Origin of the sequence: Texcoconibacillus texcoconensis, assembly GCF_014202575.1 — a bacterium.
In the GTDB taxonomy this organism is placed as follows: Bacteria; Bacillota; Bacilli; order Bacillales; family Salisediminibacteriaceae; genus Texcoconibacillus; species Texcoconibacillus texcoconensis.
Window position 1 is genome coordinate 123,592 of sequence record NZ_JACHHB010000007.1, and the last position, 23,020, is coordinate 146,611.

General features: G+C 38.2%; 19 protein-coding genes and 1 riboswitch. Of the genes, 13 read left to right on the plus strand and 6 right to left on the minus strand.

Annotated features, from left to right (window positions below):
- Window positions 1-7: 7 nt before the first annotated feature.
- The 5 genes from ilvC to leuD all read left to right on the plus strand — a co-directional run bounded on the left by ilvC (window position 8) and on the right by leuD (window position 5,777).
- Window positions 8-1,024 (plus strand): ketol-acid reductoisomerase, encoded by a 1,017-nt coding sequence (gene ilvC, locus HNQ41_RS09215; protein ID WP_184664133.1) that lies wholly within the window; start codon window positions 8-10, stop codon window positions 1,022-1,024.
- On the plus strand, window positions 1,017-2,564 hold the full coding sequence (locus tag HNQ41_RS09220; protein ID WP_184664134.1) for a 2-isopropylmalate synthase: 1,548 nt from the start codon (window positions 1,017-1,019) through the stop codon (window positions 2,562-2,564). Before ilvC ends, HNQ41_RS09220 begins: the two co-directional genes overlap by 8 nt.
- Window positions 2,561-3,658, plus strand: a complete 1,098-nt coding sequence (leuB, locus tag HNQ41_RS09225; protein WP_184664135.1) for a 3-isopropylmalate dehydrogenase — start codon at window positions 2,561-2,563, stop codon at window positions 3,656-3,658. The genes HNQ41_RS09220 and leuB overlap by 4 nt, the downstream gene beginning before the upstream one ends.
- A 94-nt stretch (window positions 3,659-3,752) precedes the next feature.
- Complete coding sequence (gene leuC / locus HNQ41_RS09230) at window positions 3,753-5,165, plus strand: 3-isopropylmalate dehydratase large subunit (RefSeq protein ID WP_184664136.1); 1,413 nt, start codon at window positions 3,753-3,755, stop codon at window positions 5,163-5,165.
- A gap of 6 nt (window positions 5,166-5,171) precedes the next feature.
- The gene (gene leuD, locus HNQ41_RS09235) at window positions 5,172-5,777 is read left to right on the plus strand and encodes a 3-isopropylmalate dehydratase small subunit (RefSeq protein ID WP_184664137.1); all 606 of its coding nucleotides are present in this window, start codon (window positions 5,172-5,174) and stop codon (window positions 5,775-5,777) included.
- Between the two features lie 50 nt (window positions 5,778-5,827).
- On the opposite strand, the gene HNQ41_RS09240 is transcribed toward leuD, so the two are convergent.
- Window positions 5,828-7,189: a PFL family protein gene (locus tag HNQ41_RS09240; protein WP_184664191.1), complete on the minus strand. Its 1,362-nt coding sequence runs from the start codon at window positions 7,187-7,189 to the stop codon at window positions 5,828-5,830.
- Between the two features lie 25 nt (window positions 7,190-7,214).
- On the minus strand, window positions 7,215-7,490 hold the full coding sequence (locus tag HNQ41_RS09245) for an ACT domain-containing protein (RefSeq protein ID WP_184664138.1): 276 nt from the start codon (window positions 7,488-7,490) through the stop codon (window positions 7,215-7,217).
- A gap of 121 nt (window positions 7,491-7,611) precedes the next feature.
- A riboswitch (glycine riboswitch) is annotated at window positions 7,612-7,688 on the minus strand.
- 760 nt (window positions 7,689-8,448) lie between these two features.
- Here HNQ41_RS09245 and HNQ41_RS09250 point away from each other — a divergent pair.
- From HNQ41_RS09250 to HNQ41_RS09275, 6 genes are all read left to right on the plus strand, one after another.
- Window positions 8,449-9,552, plus strand: coding sequence for a branched-chain amino acid aminotransferase (locus HNQ41_RS09250; RefSeq protein ID WP_184664139.1), 1,104 nt, complete (start codon window positions 8,449-8,451; stop codon window positions 9,550-9,552).
- Between the two features lie 21 nt (window positions 9,553-9,573).
- Window positions 9,574-10,863, plus strand: a complete 1,290-nt coding sequence (gene ilvA / locus HNQ41_RS09255; RefSeq protein ID WP_425506981.1) for a threonine ammonia-lyase IlvA — start codon at window positions 9,574-9,576, stop codon at window positions 10,861-10,863.
- 410 nt (window positions 10,864-11,273) lie between these two features.
- Complete coding sequence (locus tag HNQ41_RS09260) at window positions 11,274-11,909, plus strand: FMN-dependent NADH-azoreductase (RefSeq protein ID WP_184664140.1); 636 nt, start codon at window positions 11,274-11,276, stop codon at window positions 11,907-11,909.
- A gap of 170 nt (window positions 11,910-12,079) precedes the next feature.
- Window positions 12,080-12,964 (plus strand): CAP domain-containing protein, encoded by an 885-nt coding sequence (locus HNQ41_RS09265; protein ID WP_343043348.1) that lies wholly within the window; start codon window positions 12,080-12,082, stop codon window positions 12,962-12,964.
- A 165-nt stretch (window positions 12,965-13,129) separates the two neighbouring features.
- Window positions 13,130-13,243 carry a YjcZ family sporulation protein gene (locus HNQ41_RS09270; protein WP_184664141.1) on the plus strand — a complete coding sequence of 38 codons (114 nt, stop codon included), beginning with the start codon at window positions 13,130-13,132 and terminating at the stop codon, window positions 13,241-13,243.
- A 416-nt stretch (window positions 13,244-13,659) separates the two neighbouring features.
- Window positions 13,660-16,893, plus strand: coding sequence for a DEAD/DEAH box helicase (locus HNQ41_RS09275; protein ID WP_184664142.1), 3,234 nt, complete (start codon window positions 13,660-13,662; stop codon window positions 16,891-16,893).
- Between the two features lie 46 nt (window positions 16,894-16,939).
- Here the strand turns inward: HNQ41_RS09275 and HNQ41_RS09280 are convergent, their stop codons facing one another.
- The 4 genes from HNQ41_RS09280 to HNQ41_RS09295 all read right to left on the minus strand — a co-directional run bounded on the left by HNQ41_RS09280 (window position 16,940) and on the right by HNQ41_RS09295 (window position 20,169).
- Window positions 16,940-17,959 (minus strand): cytochrome d ubiquinol oxidase subunit II, encoded by a 1,020-nt coding sequence (locus HNQ41_RS09280; RefSeq protein WP_184664143.1) that lies wholly within the window; start codon window positions 17,957-17,959, stop codon window positions 16,940-16,942.
- 28 nt (window positions 17,960-17,987) lie between these two features.
- The gene (locus tag HNQ41_RS09285) at window positions 17,988-19,322 is read right to left on the minus strand and encodes a cytochrome ubiquinol oxidase subunit I (protein ID WP_184664144.1); all 1,335 of its coding nucleotides are present in this window, start codon (window positions 19,320-19,322) and stop codon (window positions 17,988-17,990) included.
- Window positions 19,315-19,452 (minus strand): cytochrome bd oxidase small subunit CydS family protein, encoded by a 138-nt coding sequence (cydS, locus tag HNQ41_RS09290; RefSeq protein WP_184664145.1) that lies wholly within the window; start codon window positions 19,450-19,452, stop codon window positions 19,315-19,317. Before cydS ends, HNQ41_RS09285 begins: the two co-directional genes overlap by 8 nt.
- 90 nt (window positions 19,453-19,542) lie before the next feature.
- A complete protein-coding gene (locus tag HNQ41_RS09295) occupies window positions 19,543-20,169 on the minus strand; it encodes a GDSL-type esterase/lipase family protein (protein WP_184664146.1) in 627 nt (208 codons plus the stop codon).
- Window positions 20,170-20,577: 408 nt separating this feature from the next.
- Here HNQ41_RS09295 and xerS point away from each other — a divergent pair, with 408 nt between their 5' ends.
- Complete coding sequence (gene xerS / locus HNQ41_RS09300) at window positions 20,578-21,660, plus strand: tyrosine recombinase XerS (protein ID WP_184664147.1); 1,083 nt, start codon at window positions 20,578-20,580, stop codon at window positions 21,658-21,660.
- Between the two features lie 59 nt (window positions 21,661-21,719).
- Entirely contained in the window at window positions 21,720-22,961 is a 1,242-nt protein-coding gene (locus HNQ41_RS09305; RefSeq protein WP_184664148.1) for a site-specific integrase, read from the plus strand.
- Window positions 22,962-23,020: the final 59 nt, after the last annotated feature.

Here is a 23,020-nt window from a genome sequence, read left to right on the forward strand (position 1 = left end):
ATTAAACATGGTAAACATTTATTATGATCAAGACATTTCTTTACAAGCAATTACAGACAAAAAAGTAGCAGTTGTTGGTTATGGTTCTCAAGGCCACGCACATGCACAAAACTTGAAAGAAAATGGATGCGATGTTCGAATTGGTCTTCGTCCAGGAAAGTCATGGAGTAAAGCTGAAAATGATGGGTTTCGCGTTACTACACCAGAAGAGGCAACACAAGAAGCTGATGTGATCATGATTTTGCTTCCGGACGAGAGCCAACCAAATGTTTATACTCAACAAATTAAGCCTAATTTAGCACCAGGGAAGGCAATTGCATTTGCGCACGGTTTCAATATTCACTTCAGTCAAATTGTCCCTCCAGAAGATGTAGACGTGTTTCTTGTTGCGCCAAAAGGTCCAGGTCACCTAGTGCGTCGTGTATTTGCAGATGGTGGTGGCGTTCCGTCTCTTTTCGCTGTATACCAAGATGCGAGTGGGAATGCACGAGATATCGCACTAGCTTATAGTAAAGGGATCGGTGCAGGTCGTGCAGCAATCATGGAAACGTCCTTCCAAGAAGAAACGGAAACAGACCTATTCGGAGAACAGGCTGTCCTTTGCGGAGGTACAACTTCACTCATTAAAGCAGGCTTTGAAACATTGACTGAAGCTGGTTATCAACCAGAAGTTGCTTACTTTGAATGTTTACATGAGTTGAAACTAATCGTAGATCTTCTCTACGAAGAGGGAATTGAAGGTATGCGTTATTCTATCTCTGATACAGCACAATGGGGAGATTTCACTGCTGGACCTAGAATCATTACTGAAGATACGAAACAGGAAATGAAGAAGATTTTAGAAGAGATTCAAAGCGGACAGTTTGCTAAAGGATGGGTGCTAGAGAACCAAACAAATCGCCCAATGTTTAACGCTTTAAATCAAAAAGAAAATGACCATCAAATTGAAGAGGTAGGACGTAAACTCCGTGAAAAGATGCCATTTGTCAAACAAAAAAACAAAGGGATGGTCGGTAATGCGTAAAATCCAAGTCTTTGATACGACTTTGAGAGATGGTGAACAGTCTGCTGGAGTCAATTTGCACGCCCACGAAAAATTAGAAATTGCACTCCAATTGGAAAAGTTCGGTGTCGACGTCATGGAAGCAGGTTTTCCTGCTTCTTCTGACGGCGATTTTCAATCCGTTCGCGAAATTGCAAAAAAGGTCAAGAATTGTACAGTAGTAGGTTTGGCACGTACGATTCAAAGCGATATTGATGCTGTCCGTAGCGCTGTACAAGATGCAGCGTATCCAGGTATTCATATTTTTGTAGGAACATCACCAATTCATATGAAATATAAATTGAAAAAAACTTCACAGGAAGTTATCGACCTCTCTGTTTCATCTGTTAAATATGCCGCTCAATTCTTTTCACACATTCAGTGGTCCGCTGAAGATGCAACCCGTAGTGATTGGACGTTCTTAGCTGAAATTATTGAGAAAGTGATCGATGCTGGAGCAACAGTGATTAATTTACCTGACACGGTAGGTTATACGACACCTGAAGAGTATAGTGAACTATTTAAATATATTCGTTCAAACGTTTCGAACATCGAAAAAGCCAAACTATCAGCACATTGTCATGATGATCTAGGTTTGGCTGTTTGTAATACCCTTGCAGCTGTTCAAGGTGGTGTTGATCAAATTGAGGGAACGATCAATGGGATCGGAGAAAGAGCTGGAAATGCATCACTTGAAGAAGCGGTCGTTGCTTTAAAAGTAAGAAAGGATTTTTATCAAGCTGAAACAGATGTTGAGTTAACGCAAACAATGCGTACAAGTCAACTTGTAAGTAAATTAACAGGTATGATGATTCCGCAAAATAAAGCTGTTGTCGGGGCAAATGCTTTCGCTCATGAGTCAGGTATTCACCAAGACGGTGTACTCAAAAATAAAGAAACGTATGAAATTATCGATCCAGAAATGGTCGGCGTTACGTCTAATAAAATGGTTCTCGGTAAACATTCAGGACGTCATGCTTTCAGAGATAAATATAAACAGATGGGTCTTGATTTAACAGAAGAAGAGGAAAATCGTTTGTTTGACGCATTTAAAGACTTAACGGCGAAGAAAAAAGAAGTGACAGAGAATGATATATTTGCCTTAATGATCGAAACGTCATTAAAAGGATCGAGTCCAGCTTATAAATTAGAGTTATTGCAAGTTTCATACGGATCGAATGTGATTCCAACGACAACTGTTCAAATTCGAATGCCGGACGGAAGTATTGCAGAAGAATCAGCAACTGGGCAAGGTAGCGTTCAATCTTTATATAATACGATTGAAAAAATTATTCCAGAAGAAGTGTCACTTTCTGATTACAGAATCCAATCAACAACCGATGGAAGTGACTCATTAGCTGAAGTATATGTAACCGTTGAATTTCATGATCAAGTCTCTAGTGGTAGAGGCGTTGAGAATGATGTATTAGAAGCATCTGCAAAAGCTTACCTTGATGCGATCAACCGAGTTCATTTAAAAGAATGGTTCTCGCAAAATGAGAAAGGAGTCGGAGCCATTTGAGTTATAAAATCACAGTTTTACCAGGAGACGGGATAGGTCCAGAAATTACTAAAGAAGCTGTCAAATTACTTGATGCGGTCGGTGAAACGTACGGTCACAATTTTGAGTTTCAATATGCTGATATTGGAGGGGTTGCCGTAGATAAACAAGGCACCCCTTTACCTGAACAAACTGTTCAACACTGTGAAAGTTGTGATGCGATCCTGTTAGGGGCAGTAGGTGGCCCGAAATGGGATGATGAAACACCAGACCGTAAGCCTGAAACGGGACTTCTTGGTATAAGAAAGCAACTAAATCTATTTGCAAACTTACGACCAGCGATCGTGTATGATTCATTGCTTGATGCATCCTCATTAAAACGCGATGTACTAGATGGAGCTGATTTACTCATCGTTCGTGAACTAACCGGGGGATTGTATTTCGGAAAACCTCGTGAAAGACGTGAGGGCGAGCACGGTCTTGAAGTCATTGACACACTTCATTATACAGAAGCAGAAATAGAGAGAATCATTCGAAAAGCGTTCGATTTAGCGCGATTAAGAAATAAACAACTAACCTCAGTTGATAAAGCGAACGTCTTGGAAAATTCTCGTCTATGGCGGGAAGTTGCTAATCGTGTAGCAGCTGATTATCCAGATGTCGAGTTAAGTCATATGCTCGTTGATAATGCAGCGATGCAGCTTGTCAATGACCCAAAACAGTTTGATACGATTGTTACGGAAAATATGTTTGGAGATATTTTAAGTGATATCGCATCGATGATTACAGGTTCTCTTGGTATGTTGCCTTCAGCGAGTTTAAGTGCTGATGGCCCTGGGCTATATGAACCTGTTCATGGTTCAGCACCTGATATTGCTGGACAAAACATCGCTAATCCATTAGCTACACTTGCATCCTGTGCGATGCTCCTCCGCTACTCTCTTCACCTGAAAGAAGAGGCTGACGCTGTTGAGGAAGCGATATTAAAAACGTTGCGTGAAGGTTATCGTACAGGGGATATTGCAGCTATAGGCGAAGCTACGGTTTCAACAAGTGAGATGGGAGATATCGTTTGTCAACAAATTTTATCTGCTTCAATCAAACAATCTCAATAACTAACGTAAAGCCTATTTTTTACTAAGCAATGAAAACTTATTTTATATTAGTAACATTGCAGTGCGGGAAACGATCAGAAAGAAGGTGTCAGTGATGAAACCGAAGACGTTGTTCGAAAAAATTTGGGATCAACACGTCGTCGTAGAAGAAGAAGGAAAACCTCATCTTCTTTATGTCGACTTGCATATGGTTCATGAAGTAACTTCACCTCAGGCTTTTGAAGGCCTTAGGTTATCTAACCGTAGTGTGAGACGACCGGAATTAACTTTTGCTACGATGGACCACAATGTACCGACAAAAAATCCATTTCAAATTCATGACGATATTGCATCGAAACAAATTCAAACATTAGAGAAAAACTGTCAAGAATTTGGTATTCAACTTGCAGATTTAGAAAGTTCAGACCAAGGGATTGTACATGTTATTGGGCCTGAGCTCGGATTAACCCTTCCTGGTAAGACCATCGTATGCGGAGATAGCCACACGTCAACGCACGGTGCATTTGGCGCAATTGCTTTTGGGATTGGAACGAGTGAAGTTGAACATGTTTTAGCAACACAAACCTTATGGCAAGAGAAGCCGAAAACACTAAAGGTTGATATTCAAGGTTCAAGAGCGTCGGGAGTGGCAGCAAAAGATGTGATTTTAGGTTTAATTGCTAAGTATGGGATTGCTTTTGGAACAGGATATGTGATCGAATACACGGGTCAAGCTGTTCAAGAAATGACGATGGAGGAACGAATGACCGTTTGTAATATGTCTATTGAAGCTGGTGCCAAAGCAGGTTTAATAGCACCAGATGAGACAACGTATGAATACCTCCGTGATCGTGAATATGCACCTAAAGGTGAAGACTTTGAAAAAGCAATTTTGGAATGGGAAGCTTTAAAAACCGATGAAGGTGCAGAATTTGATGAAGTGATCACCTTTGATGTCAATGAATTAGAACCTCAAGTAACTTGGGGTACGAACCCTTCAATGGGCGTCGGTGTCAATGATGTCGTACCTGACCCTGAAAGCTTTACTAACCCTGTAGACCAGTCCTCTACAAAGCAAGCATTAGAATATATGGACTTAAAACCAGGTACAAAAATGACGGATATTGAAATTGATTATGTATTTCTCGGTTCTTGTACAAATTCGCGAATCGAGGACCTTCGAGCAGCCGCTGAAATTGCCAAAGGGCAAACTGTTGCACCTGGTGTAACTGCTATGGTTGTTCCTGGTTCTAAACGAGTAAAAGAACAAGCTGAGCAAGAAGGGCTAGATCAAATTTTTATAGAGGCTGGTTTTGACTGGCGTTCTGCAGGATGTAGCATGTGTCTAAGTATGAATCCAGACGTAGTACCACCAGGGAAACGTTGTGCATCAACTTCAAACCGTAACTTTGAAGGGCGCCAGGGGCGAGCGGCAAGAACACATCTTGTTAGTCCGCAAATGGCTGTAGCAGCAGCGATTAACGGTCATTTTACAGATGTACGTGAACGATCAACAGTAAGGAGTTGATAATAAATGGAACCACTCGTTAAACATTCAGGGAAAGTCGCTCCCTTAGACAAGGTCAATGTCGACACGGATCAAATTATTCCAAAGCAATTTTTAAAGCGTGTAGAACGAACGGGATTTGGTCGATTTTTATTCTACGATTGGCGATATCAAGAGGATGAAGAGCCGAATCCAGATTTTGTTTTAAATCAACCGGCGTACCAATCAGCGACAATTTTACTTGCAAGAAATAATTTCGGCTGTGGATCGTCACGTGAACATGCGCCATGGGCACTTCTTGACTATGGTTTTAAAGTGATTATCGCACCTTCATTTGCTGATATTTTTTACAATAATTGTTTTAAGAATGGGATTCTACCAGTGAAATTAACGGAAGATGAAGTCGATTCATTATTCCAACAAGCCGATTCTTCGGAATTAACATTAACAGTTGACCTTGAGAAGCAAACCGTCTTAGATGAGAAAGGGAACAGTTATACGTTTGAAACTGACCCTTACAGGAGGAAGATGCTATTAGAAGGGTTAGATGATATCGGTTTGACAGAAATGTATGAGTCTAACATTTCTAAGTATGAAGAAAAAGGAAAGGCCATTTATCAAAGTGTCTTTTAAAACAAGAACTCCCCATTTATAGGGGAGTTTCTTTATGGTTAAAGATGAAATTAATTAATAAGTGATTGTAGCGGTGCTGGAATTCTTCCACCACGATTTACGAGTTTATCCGACGAATAGGCGTTAACGCCCATGACTGGTGCACGTCCGAGTAAGCCTCCAAATTCAACGACATCTCCTTCGTTTTTACCAGGAACAGGAATGACGCGGACTGCAGTCGTTTTCTTGTTAATCATACCGATTGCAGCTTCATCAGCAATCATCGCAGAAAGGGCAGATGGTGTAACATCACCGGTAACGGCAATCATGTCTAATCCAACTGAACAGACACACGTCATTGCTTCCAACTTGTCCAAAGACAAGCTGTCATCCATGATGCCACGAATCATCCCATTGTCTTCACTTACTGGAATAAACGCACCACTAAGTCCACCTACATAAGAACTAGCCATAGCTCCACCTTTTTTAACAGCATCATTCATGAGTGCAAGTGCAGCGATTGTTCCGTGTGTACCAACGCGTTCTAGTCCAATTTCCTCAAGGATTTCAGCTACGCTATCATTCATTGCATTCGTTGGTGCTAACGATAAATCCATAATTCCAAATGGTAGATTGAGTCGGTCAGCTACGACTCGTCCGAGTAACTCACCAGCTCGAGTAATTTTAAATGCTGTTTTTTTAATTACGTCGGCAACTTCTCCAAGATCAGCGTCTGGATGTTTCTTTAATGCGTTAAGTACAACACCTGGGCCACTAACGCCGACGTTGATCACTGCTTCACTTTCTCCAGCACCATGAAACGCCCCAGCCATGAAAGGGTTGTCCTCTACTGGATTACTAAAGACAACAAGTTTTGCACAAGCGATGCCATTTTGTTCACTCGTTAGCTCAGCTGATTTTTTGATGATTTCACCCATTTGTTTTACAGCATCCATGTTGATCCCAGTTCGGGTTGTGGCAACAGAAATCGATCCGCATACCCGATCAGTGGTACTTAGGGCTTCAGGTAACGCATCCAATAACGTTTGATCCCCTTTTGAAATGCCTTTATGTACGAGGGCAGAATACCCACCGATAAAGTCGACACCTAGGTCTTCTGCAGCTTTATCTAATGTTTTTGCAAACTGCACAGCTTCTTCAGTGGTAGCGTTGCCTAACAATTCGGCTGCTGGAGTGATTGAAATTCGTTTATTGATGATTGGAATACCATAGGAATTTGCTGTTTCTTCAGCAACAGTTGTTAATTGTTCGGCATAACTTGTAATTTTTTGGTAGACATTATCCATCATTGTTTTTGCGTCACGGTCAATACAATCACGAAGATTGATCCCCATTGTGACCGTTCGAATATCAAGACTTTCCATTTGAACCATTCGAATGGTTTCTTGCATTTCTGAAAACGCAATATTCATATTGTTCATTTGTTGTACCGCTCCTTTAAATACGATGCATCGCCTGGAATATTTCTTCTCGTTGAATATTAATTTCAAGTGCGAGCTCTTCGCTTACTTTGTTTAAATCTTTTTCTAGCTCAGTTATTTTATTCGAGTCCTTTACATCAATGAGCATCATCATCGTAAAGAAATCTTGCAAGATGGTTTGATTAATATCTAATACGTTAAATTTGTGTTCAGCTAAAACGCCAGTAACTTTTGCAATAATACCTACTTGATCTTTTCCGACTACACTCACGACGGCACGTGTTTGTGTCATGTTCATCACCTCATAAATTCATGTCATATTGTTGTTTAGTAAAAACGGGTTGCAAATAAAAAAAGATTGGATTCTATCCAATCTCTGTACACAAAAGAACGACAGTCCACAAGTGTGGCGCTACCATACTTCTGTCCATGTGCCTGAGATTGTGAACCCTTCGGCGCCGCTCTTGACGGACTCTCCAGAAGTTGCTCCAACTATAGTGTTACCCATAGCTTTCATCGCAACGTATAAAGTTATTACAAGAATCTTACCACCTTCTATAATGGTCGTCAATTTTCTTATTAGTAAAGGGAGGAATATTTTAATGTTATTGAAGTTGTTAGTTTGTGTAAAAGTATGACAAGGGTAAAAGCAAATTGCTTCGCAATAGAATGAATTTCATAATAGATGATGTAAAGATCATTTCCGAACATGGATTGTGATTTTCACTGCAGGCGGACGCTTTCCCAAGGGCTTGTCTTCAGCTAAATTCGCTAAATTCAGCTCCACAAACCGTCGCTAAATAGGATCTTCATACTGCGCTTATCCTTTGGGCGTCGCCGCCTTTCGTTTCAATCAGTTATCACGAACGTTAACCTTCTTGATAACTAATTACATTCGTGATGTTTGTTAAAAGCCTTCATTATGAAATTGGTTCAATAGTAAAACAATTTAGATATGGTGTAATTAAGCGGGGATAAACTGAGAGTCACTTGCTGACTGGTGCTCCAAGAAAACCATACTTATACAATAAGTGGTTCATTATTTTCTAGTGGACGTGCATTTTTAGACAAAACAATTACTGAATTTGTGAAATTCCGAGAGGTTATGACAAGGATAGCTTATGCAAAAACTGTGCGAAAGAAAAAAGACACCTAAGAAAGCGCTTACTTAAAACTTCATCCTTGTAATTACCGATCAAAAAATTTAAAATTATTAGATAATATCGGTTATGACAGTAAGGAGAGTTTTTATGACATTGCAAACGATAGCCTTCGAAAAACGGGAGCAACTCAAACAAAAGCCTAACTCAGATCAATTAGGGTTTGGGAAATACTTCACCGATCATATGTTCTTAATGGATTACGATGAGCAAAAAGACTGGCACAATCCAAGGATTGTTCCGTATCAATCGATTTCTGTCGATCCATCTGCAATGATTTTTCATTATGGCCAAACGGTATTTGAAGGGTTAAAAGCCTATCGAACAGAAGATGATCAAATTTTACTATTTCGACCAGAGAATAATATGAAACGTTTAAATCAATCCAGTAAGAGAATGAGCATACCAGAAATCGATGAAGAAGAGGTTCTTCATTATTTACAACAGCTCATCGCGATTGAACAAGATTGGGTTCCATCAGCAGAGGGTACATCCCTATATATTAGGCCTGTCGTAATTGCTACAGATCCAAATTTATCTGTAGAACCTTCGAAAACTTATACGTTCATGATCATTTTATCTCCTGTTGGTTCGTATTACCCTCAAGGGATCAAACCAGTATCAATTCGTGTGGAACAACAATATACACGAGCGGTAAAAGGTGGTACAGGAACAGCAAAAACAGCAGCGAATTATTCAGGTGCATATAAAGCACAAGAAAAAGCAACTGAACAAGGGCTTTCACAAGTTCTTTGGCTCGATGGTATTGAGAAAAAATATATTGAAGAAGTCGGCAGTATGAATGTCTTTTTCAAAATTGATGGTGAGGTAATTACACCTGAACTAAACGGAAGTATTTTAGAAGGCATAACGAGAAAATCGACGATCGAGTTGTTAAATCATTGGGGAATCCCTGTTAAAGAACAGAAAATTTCTATGGCTGAACTCCATGCCTATTATCATAATGGGAAATTAGAAGAAGCATTCGGCACAGGAACAGCAGCAGTTATCTCTCCAATAGGTGAACTCATCTGGGAAAACGAAAAGCTTGTCATTAACGAAGGACAAATAGGTGAAGTAGCCAAAAAATTGTACGATACAATTACAGGCATTCAGACTGGCAAGGTAAAAGATCGTTATGGTTGGACTGTTGAAGCTGCAAGCAAAACAATGAATACTTCACCTTCACTATAAACAAGGAAAGATGATTGATACATGAAAAAAAATGATGGAAAGGATAAAAGTATGACAAAAACAGCGCAAAGTATCCCTGTCAAAGATATCATCATTGCCAACCAAATATTAAAAGATGTTGTTGTCAGAACGCCTTTACAAAAAGATCCAATCTTATCAGAACGATATGATTGTAACGTGTTATTAAAGCGAGAAGATCTCCAAGTTGTTCGCTCCTTTAAATTAAGAGGGGCGTACCATTTAATGCATAGTCTTTCAACAGAGGAATTACAAAAAGGTGTCGTTTGTGCCAGTGCAGGAAATCACGCTCAGGGTTTTGCGTATTCATGTAAAGCGCTAGGTGTCAAAGGGCACGTATTCATGCCAAATACAACACCAAAGCAAAAAGTATCCCGTGTTGAATTTTTCGGTGAACCATTTGTGGAAGTTGTCTTAACTGGTGATACATTTGATGATGCTTATAAAGAAGCGATGAATTTTCGCGATCTTCATGAGATGACCTTTATACATCCATTTGATGATCCGAAAACGATTGCAGGCCAAGGAACGGTAGGGATTGAGATTTTAGATGAGATGGAGGAACCGATCTCTCATTTATTTGCAAGCGTTGGTGGTGGTGGACTTATGTCTGGTGTTGGTTCTTACATGAAAAACATCAGTCCTGACACCAAACTTGTAGGTGTCGAGCCTTTAGGTGCTCCAGGGATGAAAACATCCATTGAAGCAAATGAAGTGACGCCATTAAAAGAGGTGGATAAATTTGTTGATGGTGCTTCAGTCAAGCAAGTGGGGCATCATACGTTCGAAGTTTGTAAAGAAGTGCTCGATGAAATCGCGCTCGTTGATGAAGGAAATGTATGTACGACGATGTTGCAATTGTACAATGAAAATGCGATTGTTGCAGAGCCAGCTGGTGCGATGCCGATTGCAGCATTGGATCAATATCGCGATGAAATTAAAGGAAAAAATGTTGTATGCATCGTTAGTGGCGGAAACAATGACATTGATCGTATGCAGGAAATCAAAGAGCGGTCGCTCATTTATGAAGGAGTTAAACATTATTTTATTGTAAACTTTCCACAACGTGCAGGAGCATTACGTGAGTTTATGCATGAAGTGCTCGGTGAAACGGATGACATTACCCGTTTTGAGTATACAAAGAAGAACAACCGTGATGAAGGGCCTGTGTTGGTGGGTATTGAATTAGAAAGAAAAGAAGATTATGGACCACTTATTAAAAGAATGGATAAAAAGGGTTTTTCGTACATTGAAATAAACAAAGATCAAGACTTATTCAACCTCTTAATTTGAAAATAAAAGATATTTATGAAACGGTAAGCAATGAAAATGTTGCTTGCCGTTTTTTTTTAGTTCATCTCCATTTCTTCATCCAGTCCAGTATTCTTCACGGAGAATGATGAATTTTCAGTCAATTCAAAACCTCTTTTTTGAACTATAGACACGGTTAACTTGTTCAACCATAGCAAAAATTACCCTTAAGACACAGCGGTAATCGCATGAATTGACTTTCATTTTTAGCCCTTGTAATATGGCTTGGCAGTTACAAAAAATAATCAAAATTCATTTCAATAAATAAATGATTGGAGAATGGAGGCTTATTTATGCGAGAATTGAACTTGATAGGTAAACAAAAAGAAATTCTTTAAGTAAAAGTATTCTACACTAAGACATTTCGTAAAACATCGAGAGGGGAATACAAAATGGAAAAAGTTCTATACATCACAGCCAACCCAAAAACAGAAGAGGACTCATTTAGCAAGGCAGCAGGAAATGCATTTATTAACACATACAAAGAAATTCAACCGAACGATGAAGTCATTTATTTAGATTTGTTCAAAGAGTATGTTCCTCAAATTGATGAAGATGTTTTTTCAGCTTGGGGTAAACTAGATGCAGGTTCTGAATTTAATACACTTTCAGAGAAAGAGCAAAAAAAATTGGCACGTTTAAACGAGTTAAATGAACAATTTATCGAGGCAGATAAATATGTATTTGTTACACCACTTTGGAATTTTTCTTTCCCTCCAGTTATGAAAGCTTATATCGACGCTGTCGCTGTTGCAGGGAAAACATTTAAATTTACAGAAGAGGGACCAGTTGGGTTATTGACGAATAAAAAAGCGATTCACATTCAAGCAAGTGGCGGTTTTTATTCAGAAGGCCCAGCTGCAGAGATGGAAATTGGCCACCGTCACCTTTCAAACATTATGAAATTTTTTGGTGTACCATCATTTGAGGGACTGATCATCGAAGGACATAGTGCAATGCCAGAGAAGGCTGATGAAATCAAAGAAAATGCGATTGCTCGTGCTAAAGATGCTGCGCATACATTTTAATAAGTATCAGTAATAAAAAGGTAGCTCTTTTCGAAGTTACCTTTTTTGTTGCCATGTTTTTTATTAGTTCCCTTTGTTTATCAGCTTTTTCACTTTTATTACCACCTATACTTTCGGTATTTTTATCAAGAATAAAAAGTGAAAAAGAACAAAAAGGGAGGTTTTTTAAAGTGAAAAAGAAGATCATGCTAATGAGCATGGCAGTATTGTTAGGAACTACTGTTGTAGGTTGTAATGCAGATACAGATGAGGCAGGTCAAGCAAGGTACGAACAGCAAACGTTAGAAGGAAATGAAAACCGTGACCGAGGTGTTATACCTGATCGAGATGATTGGGATCCACTACCAGAAATGGACGATTGGGGGCCGCTAGGAGACATATCCAGTGAAAGTACATCCATGTCTAGTGATGACTTCCCACATACAAAAGCCCAACAAGTACAAGAAGCGAAGTTTGATTACGTAATTGATAAAGAGATCGTTCATGATGAAAAATTATACGAATTCGATGTAGAATTTGATGTTCAACGCGGAGGTCAACAAAAGCAAGAAGACACTGACCAGCAACAACAAAAAGAAGCAAAACGTCAAGAACAGAAGCAGCAACATAAAGAACAACAACAAAAGGAACAACAGCAACAAGATGAACAACAAGAACAACAAGATCAGCCTTCAGGGGTTAGTGAGGCAGAGCAACAAGTAGTAGAGCTGACTAACGCGGAACGACGCGAACAAGGTTTAGATGAGTTGCAAATTGACGAAGAACTAAATCAAGTAGCTAACAAAAAGTCAACGGATATGCAGGAAAACAATTATTTCTCTCATACAAGTCCGACTTATGGTTCGCCATTCGATATGATTCGTGACCACGACATTTCATACAACGGTGCTGCAGAGAATATTGCACAGGGACAGGACTCGCCAGAACAAGTTGTTCAATCTTGGATGGATAGCCAAGGTCACCGTGAAAACATCTTAAATGGCGACTTTACTCATATCGGTGTTGGTTATGATGAAAATGGACACCATTGGACACAAATGTTTATTAGTCGTTAAATTCAATAATCTATATAGTGAAAAAGCAGGTCATTTCAAAAACCTGCTTTTTTATTATAAATTTTCCAAAGTTCGCATACATGCCCAGACGTTATAGAACATTTTACATACAGTAATAGTGTAAGTGCAGATCACTTACAAATTCGCATTAGGAGTGATGTGCAAATGTCAGGATACGGACACACTACAGGTGGAGCAGGGGCAGGATTTGCATTAGTCGTTGTCTTGTTTATTCTGCTCGTCATTATTGGAACGGCATATGTAGGCGGAGGCTATTAATAAAAAAAGGGGCAGTTCTGCCCCTTTTTTACATAATTTTTTTGTACAGGAATCAATTTCATTCAAAATAAGATATTGAAATCCGAATAATGAATGGGGCCTCCACTTCAGACGGACGCTTTCCCGAGGGCTTGTCTTCAGCTAACTTTGTCGCATAAGTGGATCTTCAGGGTTCAGATTGCGCTCAACCCTCTGGGAGTCGCCGTCTTTATGATCCGTGTATGAAATAAAAATCTATAGATATTATTCGTTTTATTGCTCATAAAAACGGTATGATGCAATTGATTCACATTTGGGGACAACCTTTTTTGAAAGCACACGTAGGAACTAATAAACCCTTTGTAATTTGAATGTTTTTTACTAACAATCATGATAAAATAATGACACAAGTATACTGTTAATTGACGGAGGAATTTATGGTTACACCAATAACCAATGCAGATATTCAATCACAATGTACAACATATCATGTTTTTGATCGTGGGCTAGCTTACTATGACCAAGGATCCGTTAGAAACGTGATTTATCATGAACAGAGAAATGGTTACTCAGCTTGGATTGTAGGAAATGATGTTTACCGTGTACGAGTTGATTTTGATAAGAATAATGATATCTATTCCTATGAATGTGAGTGTAAAGCATTTGATCAATACCCTGGCGCTTGTAAACACATTGTTGCTTTACTTACTCATTTAAAGAAAAAACAAGAAAATACACTTGATGTTTTTCCGCGTCCATCACACTTACAAAAAGAGCGTCGAACGGCACAGTTAATTGAAGCATTTCAAGATTTATATGAGACGAAAAAACAAACATTCCACGAAAGACAAATTCTTAATGTCGAATACATTTTACACCTTACTGGTACTCAGTCGTTCAATGATGATGGATTTGTTGAACTAGAAATGAAAGTAGGCCCGAAAAGAACTTATGTTGTAAAAAATATTGCCACCTTTTTAGAATCTGTGAAAGAGGAGAAACCGTTAAAATTTACGAAACTGTTTACGTACCATCCAACAGATTTTGCATTTACGAATGAGGATCAACAAATCATTGAATTACTTTATGACATTTTACGTTTAGAATTTGAACAATCATCTTATAATATCATTTCGTCTAATGATTCAAAACGACATTTGACAATACCGTCATTCTTTTTATGGTCAGTGTTAGAAAAGTTAGAAAATCAAAATGTTACGATTCAAGATCATGATCATGATCGTACATTTCAACAAATATCTACCCCATCATCTGATCAACTTCCTTTAGCGTTTTCATTGTCAAGATCACAAAATCAGGAATACTTTCTTTTCGATTGGGAAAACGTGTTTGACATAACATACTTAGGATCAAATTATGGGGTCTTATTTCACAATGGTGACTTTTATGATTTAAAAGAAGAAGAAAAGCAAGTATTATCACTGATGAACCAACAATTTTTAAGAGTTGGTCGGTCTCAAGTATGGTTATCGAAAGAAGAAATGGAAGACTTTTCATCAGTCGTTCTCCCGAAACTTTCTAGTGTCGGAGAAGTTGAGATTGAATCCGATGTTCGCGATCTTGTTACGGTGCTTCCTTTACGTGCAAAGTTATACGTTGATAAATTAGCTGATCGTTTAACGGCTAAACTATCTTTCCATTATGGTGAAAATGAATTTTATCCGCTAGCGGAATCGGAAATTGAAAGCGATCAGTTTATTGTTCGAGATATAGAACAAGAAATGTATCTTCTATCATTTATTGAAGACATACCGTTTAAATACAATGGGCAAGATTTATACCTTGATGACATTGATGAAGTGATCGAATTCGTACTGAACAAACTGCCTATTTTATCTGAACAAATGGACGTTTATACGACATCAAATGTAAAGAACCTCGTCTACGAACCGATAGAGACACCTAAGGTTCAAATTGAAGCCAATGATGAAGTCAATTTATTAGATGTTACTTTTCACATTGATGATTTCGATGAAGGTGAAATGTCTTCAATATTGAAGCAATTACAAGCTTCGAAGACATATTATCAATTAAATTCGGGTGCCTTTTTAAACTTACAAGATCCCGCATTCGACAAGTGGAGAGACGTGCTCGGGGTCGTGGAAAAATCGGCCTCAGAAGTAGCTAAGGAAACGTCATTACCTATGCTACAAGCATTTCAACTAGATGATATAACTGACAACAAGTCTTCTTCGTTTGAAAAAGGAAGGAATTTCAGAAAATTAATAGAACAGGTTAGGAATCCTCAAGAAATTGAAGCAAACGTACCAGATTCCATGGAAACAGTATTACGAGATTATCAACGTACAGGATTTCAATGGTTAAAAACGTTATCTTATTACGGTTTTGGCGGTGTATTAGCAGATGATATGGGGCTCGGAAAAACCTTGCAAACCATTGCATTTTTAGCCTCTGAAAAACAAGAAGGACGTACAGGTAAATCGTTAATCGTATGTCCATCTAGCCTCGTCTATAATTGGGAGAAAGAAATTGAGCGTTTTGCCCCTATGCTAGAGACGGTTGTTATATCTGGGCATGCCAATACACGTAGAGATGCATTACAAGCGCTCGATTCGAAAGATGTCATCATTACTTCTTATCCGTTGTTACGTCGCGATATTGATTGGTATCTTGAAGAAGTATTTGATACATTCATTCTAGATGAAGCACAATATGTGAAAAATGATTGGACAAAAACGGCAAAATCTGTACAAAACATACGTACAAAGCGTGTATTTGCACTTAGTGGAACGCCGATTGAAAATTCTCTAGATGAATTATATGCGATATTTGATGTTGTACTACCAGGTTTATTTCCTGACAAAGCGATGTTTAAATCCTTATCGCATGAAGAAATTGCTAAAAGGGTACGACCATTTGTATTGCGCCGTATGAAGACTGAAGTGTTACAAGAACTTCCAGATAAGTTAGAGTCTGTTCAATATGTAGAATTGACAGATGAACAGAAGCAACTGTACCTCGGCCAATTGCGATTGATCCAAAGCGAAGTTAAATCGGCGATTGAGACCGAAACATTCCAAGAAAATCGCATGAAGATTTTAGCCGGAATCACTCGTTTGCGGCAAATCTGTTGTCATCCTAATTTGTTTCTTGATGATTATCAAGGAAAGTCAGGCAAGTTTGAGCGGTTATTAGAATATTTACAAGAAGCCATTCAGGCCGGGCAAAAGGTCGTTATTTTTTCACAATTCACTCAAATGCTTTCGCTCATTGAGGAACAATGTAAGCAGCATGAATGGGAGTATCATTATTTAGATGGTAGTACTCCTTCATGGAAACGTGTAGAAATGGCCGAGAGGTTTAATGAAGGTGAAAAAGAGTTGTTTTTAGTCTCACTTAAAGCAGGGGGAACAGGATTAAACTTAATCGGTGGAGACACGGTCATTTTATTTGATTCTTGGTGGAATCCAGCTGTTGAAGAACAAGCGACAGACCGTGTGTATCGTTTCGGACAAAAAAATGTCGTGCAAGTACTCAGGTTAATCACCACTGGGACGATTGAAGAAAAGATTCATCAATTGCAAGAAAACAAGCGGCAGTTATTAGAGCAAGTCATACAGCCAGGAGAAACGATGCTTTCTTCATTAGGAAAAGAGGAAATTGAAGAGTTGTTACAACTGGATCAATAGGTGTTTATCAAAGGGTCTGAACATATCATGTTCAGACCCTTTAGTATTAATATGTCTTTTTTTCTCCTCGTGCGTATTCAACATTAAAAATAAATAAGCGAAGCAGTAAAAAGAGTGAAGGAATGAGTAACATGAGACCTGCTATGAAAGCCATAATCAGAGCAATTCCCATTTCTGGACTCGTCACATTTTCATAAATCGTTAAATGTGGATATAGTAAATAAGGTAAATGCGTATACCCGTAGCCAAAAAAAGCAAATGCAAATTGAAAACAAACGAAAATGAAAGCAATGCCTGTTCTTTTTCGCTTGTAAATGAGAGAGACTGCAGTTAGAAAAGAAAGTAGTGAGAATAGGAAAATCCATCGAATTTCAAGCATCGCATTAAAATGTTCAGCATTATGATTTCTCAAAGTAACAAAAATGAGAAAGCTAAACAATATCGTCGGCCCGCTCCATATGAGCGTGAATTTCCTCATTAGTTCATGTGCATCTCGATCACCCGCTCGCTTAGCATAAAATGTTAAAAAAGATGCGCTTATAAATAACACACTAGTAATTGCGAGTAATACGACTGTCCAAGAGTAAGGACTTGTAAATAGTTCGCCCATGAGAAGTTTAACATCCCCACCTTCAACTGAAATAAATCCACCTTCGGAAATCGTTAAAACCGTTGATAATGAGGCGGGGATAAACAAACCCGTCAATCCATATAGAAATAAGTAAAAGTTATTTTCTCGTGCACCGTAATTGGCAAATGCGTAAAACGACCCTCTGATAGCCAGTAAGATTAAAGCAACAGTACCAGGGACGAGCAGTGCTGTTCCGTAATAGTAAGCAGTTGCAGGGAAAAATCCAATCAATCCGACGAAAAAAAAGACTAAAAATACATTCGTCACTTCCCAAACGGGGGATAAGTATCGATCGATCACTTGGCGAATCGTATGTTTCTTATCTGTCATTTTCGCATAAAAAGAGTAAAAACCGGCACCAAAATCGATGGATGCAATGATTAAGTACCCATATAGGAAAATCCATAGCACTGTAATACCGATGTATTCAATCATCTTCGGCCACCTCACGAAGTTTTATATTTTATAGAATAACTTGTTGTTTTTCGAGCTCAGTTTCAACACTCTTTTTGGAAAATACACGAATCAAAATAATCGGCAGTAAAATACCTAGTGTGAAATATAAGACGACATATACGACCATCATTTCAAACACATGTTCAGACGTTGTCGCAGCTTCCGAAACTTTTAAAAAACCTCTTAATATCCAAGGCTGTCTACCGACTTCGGTCATAATCCAACCACTTTCCATCGTTAATATGGACAAAGGACCACTGATGGCGATCGCTCTTAATAGCCATGGACTAAGTGCGTTAAAGCGATTTACGTAATAGAAGATGATATAAATAAAAGATATACCAGCAAGAAACATCCCTGCACTGACCATAAAATTAAAGAAATAATGGATCATAAGAGGTGGCCATAACTCTTCGGGAAACTCATTTAATCCAATCACCTCGGCATCGGGTGAGTTAAATGCAATAATACTTAATGCAAGCGGAATTTCAATGCCATATTTCACTTCTTGTTCATCAGGGTCTAATATACCTCCTAACACGAGCTTAGCTCGGTCTTCAGTTTCAAAATGCCATTCAGCAGCTGCTAATTTTTCTGGTTGATACGATGCTAAAAACTTTCCGCTAAAATCCCCGTTAATAACAGTAGCTATTGAAAAAACAAAACAACCGATCATCGCAAGGTGGAGAGCTTTTTTATAATAAACATGTGTGCGTCCCCGTAATAATTGAAAAGCGGCAATGGATGCTAATATAAACGCACCGGTTAAATATGCTGATGTTAAAACGTGAGAAAACTTTGAAGGAAAAGCAGGGTTAAACATCGCAACGAGAGGTTGTACATTCGTTAACTCACCGTTATCAACATCAAAGCCTAAGGGTGTATTCATAAAAGCGTTAACCGAAGTAATAAAAAAGGCGGATCCAGTTGATCCAATAACGATCGGAATTGAAAGCAACCAGTGATAAATTCGGTTTTTAAAGCGATCCCATGTATATAAGTAAATGCCTAAAAAAACCGCTTCAAAAAAGAAGGCGAACGTCTCCATAAAGAGTGGAAGACTTATAACATGACCTGAAGCATTCATGAAACTAGGCCACAACAAAGATAGCTGCAAGCCGATAATTGTCCCTGTTACAACACCAACTGCAACTAATATCGTATAACCCCTTGTCCACCTTTTTGCTAATAACAAATAATGAGGGTCTTTTCTCTTAATTCCGATATATTCGGCTATAGAAAAGAAGATCGGTATGCCTACACCTAAGGTTGCTAATATGATATGAAAAGCTAATGTAATAAACGTTAACCAACGACTCATTATTACTGGATCTTCAATCATTTGGGCGCGACTCCTTTAATTCAGTCTCGTCACGATATGGTTCCTTCGTATTTCCAGACCAAATAAAAAAAATAGCTAGTGCAAATAGCACAACAAATATTGGTGCAACTAAGATGAGAAAGTCATTCATATACCTAACTCCTATCTCTTATCTCTTTTTTTATATTTTGCGAGACTGAACGTGAAACTATACACAGCTTTTCGTTTAGAGGAGTCTCTTTTATGATAATTGGTAAAGAGATTGGACTAAGTGGCTTGAAATGACACGGTATCCTTTACGGTTCGGATGAACCCCGATTAATAAATTGCGGCTATTCATGTGCGAAAATGGCGTATGCAAATCAATATATATCATGTTTTGGTAGGTAAAAGAGCGAATAACAAGATTGAAATCATTGACGAGTTTATCGCTATAGGGTAGGTGAGGGTAAGGATTGTAAAGACCGACTAATTGAATAATATAAAAGGGTTGGCTGATCTTTAGTGAACGAATCTGTGATAGAAGGTAATCAAGGTTCTTACGCAATTGGTTCAACGCTTGTTTATATATTTGAGGATCATAGTTCGTTAAAAAATGCCGATGTGCTTGTAATGCATCATTTCCTCCAATAGTAACTGTAATCAAATCGGCATGGTAAAGGTCCTTTTGAACATTAGGATTTTGTATGAGATGCAATAATTCGCCAGAGGTGATTCCTGGTTTGGCATGAACGCGTGTGATCACAGGCTTTCGATATATTTTTTCTAACTGTTGGGCATAAGGTTTAGTGAATCCTCTTCCGAACAATGTACCACTACCATGAGTCAAAGAATCCCCAATAGCTGTATAAGTAAAGGTTGGTTTCATATGATCCCTTCTTTCCATAAGAAGTCCCTGTTTTATCATATGAAAATAAACAAGAAGTGACATAAAATGTACAAGGCTTTAGGTGAATTAAACAAGTTGCGATGGTCAATTTGGGATAAATAAAAGCGTAGGATGTCTGAATAGGACAGCACTACGCTTTTATATTTGGCTCTGAAAATGAATTCATGTGTTCATCGATTCAAACCATAGAAAATCCTTTTAAACCCTTGGTATCAAGGGATTTCACTTTATGTCCTTAAATTTTATTACGTAAAATAGCAATTAGACGAAATAAAAATAACGTAGTAAAATGGATAAATACACCGTCATTTTATAAACAAAAATACACGGGCTAAGGATAAATGAATAACATTTTTAGTTACATATCTGTCCGAGGGGAGGATTAAAATGAGTAAAGAAATGAGGCAGAAAATTCAAAAACGAATTAAACAACAATCAGAAAAATTACCATGGTATGCTAGGGAATTTATTGATAAAAGGCGCAGAAAACTATCGCAAGCCACTTTACTTAATTATTGCCATGACTATTTCATCTTTTTTGATTGGATCGTTGAAGAAGGGATTTATGAAGGGGAAAGACACGAGGTTCCACTGGATGTATTAGAAAAGTTAACGCGTCAAGAAATTGAGGACTTCCTTTCATTTTTAGATTTTGAGCTCGATAATTCGGAACGGACCGTTAACCGTAAGTTATCCGCGCTTAAATCATTGTTTCATTATTTGCAAAATATCGCAGAGACCCGTGATTTAGAACCGTACTTATACCGAAACGTCATGGCAAAAATTGAATTAAACCCCATTAAAGAAGACCAAGAAACGGTCGCCAATCGGATTGAAACGAACATTTTACGCGGAGATGAATACGAACAATTCCGCCATTTCGTTGCCTATGAATATGGTATCCTTAACCAATCGAACAAAAAAGCGCTTCGCTTTTATGAGAAAAATTGCGTTCGCGATGTGGCGATCATTTCTCTTATTTTAGGTTCAGGAATGCGCCTTTCAGAAGTGGTAGGATTAAACGTCACCGATATTGATTTCAAAAAAAATACGGCTCGTGTAGTCCGAAAAGGGAAAAAAGAGCAATATGTATACTTTAGTGAGCAAGCGATGACACATTTACAAGATTATCTTGCGATTCGCGACACGAATTATCCTGTTAATCGAAGTGAAAAAGCCCTATTTATTTCTTACCCAATTGGACCAAAAGGAACAGCTAGCCGTTTAACACCAAGGTCTGTTGAAAAGATGATCGAAAAATATGCGACAGCTTTCGGGAAACCAGGACTTTCTGTACATAAATTACGCCATTCTTTTGCAACTAAATATCAATTAGAAAATAATGATATTCCGAAGTTGCGTCGACAACTCGGTCATTCCTCCGTACAAACAACGATGGTTTATACGCACCTTACAAATCAAGAATTGCAAGAAGCTGTAAGCAATATGGACCGCTTAAAAGAAAATTAAAGGTTTTTGAGATAACATATCGAAAGATTTTTAAGGGAAGTAAAAGGAGGGGGAAGGAAATGCCACAAGGGGAATCTTTGCAATCGGTACGTCAAGAAATTGATCCATTTATTAAGAAAATGATCTATAGACAAAATGTCGATATTGACTGGTCTTGCGCGTTTTCAATTGATCGTTTTTTAATGTACGTTTCAAATAACCAACAAGCCCAAGAAGAGCATTTTAAATGGGGAACTCACTCCGTAAACGAATATATGGTGCACTTGTTAGACAGTGGTAAAAGTGGTGCACAAGTAAGAAAAATCACTGAAGCGATCATATCTTTTTCTGAACATATTAACCAGCCGGTTAATAAAGAAGAAGTAACAATACCGGAAGACAGCACAGGCGAAGTACCTACAGTTGAAGAAGAGGAAGATATTTACCAAATCGAAAAACAACAATATGAAAAAGTAATCGCACAAAACGAAGGTGTTTATATAGATAAAAAGCCAACTTTACAAGATGTCACATTAAACCCTTACGGTAACTTTCGTGATGAATTTAGAAATTACTTGCTTTTTCGATTGGCGATCGAAACGGGATTGTACGTTTCTGAAATTGTCCATTTGAATGTAGAATCAGTTAACGATGATGGAGAACTTGTATTAGAAGATAGAACGATTCCATTATCAAATACAACGAAGCAAGTGTTTTATGATTATATCGATTTCCGAAAGCAGTACGATCTTCCTATTTGGGTACAAAAAGTCATGTATGATATTGATAACGGTGGCATTGGCATAACAAAATTATATTTAGATAAAGAGAAGTTACGATTTTTTCACCTTTCTCCTGACGAAAAGACCGAAGAAATCCGCAGTTTAGTTATGGAGAAATTTACTATGGAAGAAGAAGTAGAACAACTCGAACAATCAGAGGAAGATATCAACGAGGAGAAGATCGATGAGTTAGATGATCGCATCGAAAAAACAACGGAACAAATTTATGAATTAAAAGAAATTGTCGAGTTCGAAATGCAAATCAATCAAGCTAGTTTCAACCCAGCCATGTTTGTCACAAGTCGATATGCGCGTATTAGTGAAGAAGAAGTAAAAGAGATATTAGAAAGGGAGGCACTCCCACTAGAAGTAATAAAAGCTACGATTAAAAAAAGGTGGCAAGATGCCGGATTTAAACGAAATCAAACCGAGAAATTTCTTGGTCAAAAACCGAATCGCTTTGGATCTTCTAATCAAGATTCACTTTTCCAAGATTTCATTCATGCCGGATTTACATTTCATAACCGGATATTCTTCTAAATAAAGTTTGGCTTAGCCAAGCTTTCGTCTTTATTGTGAGAAACATCACAGAAAGTGAT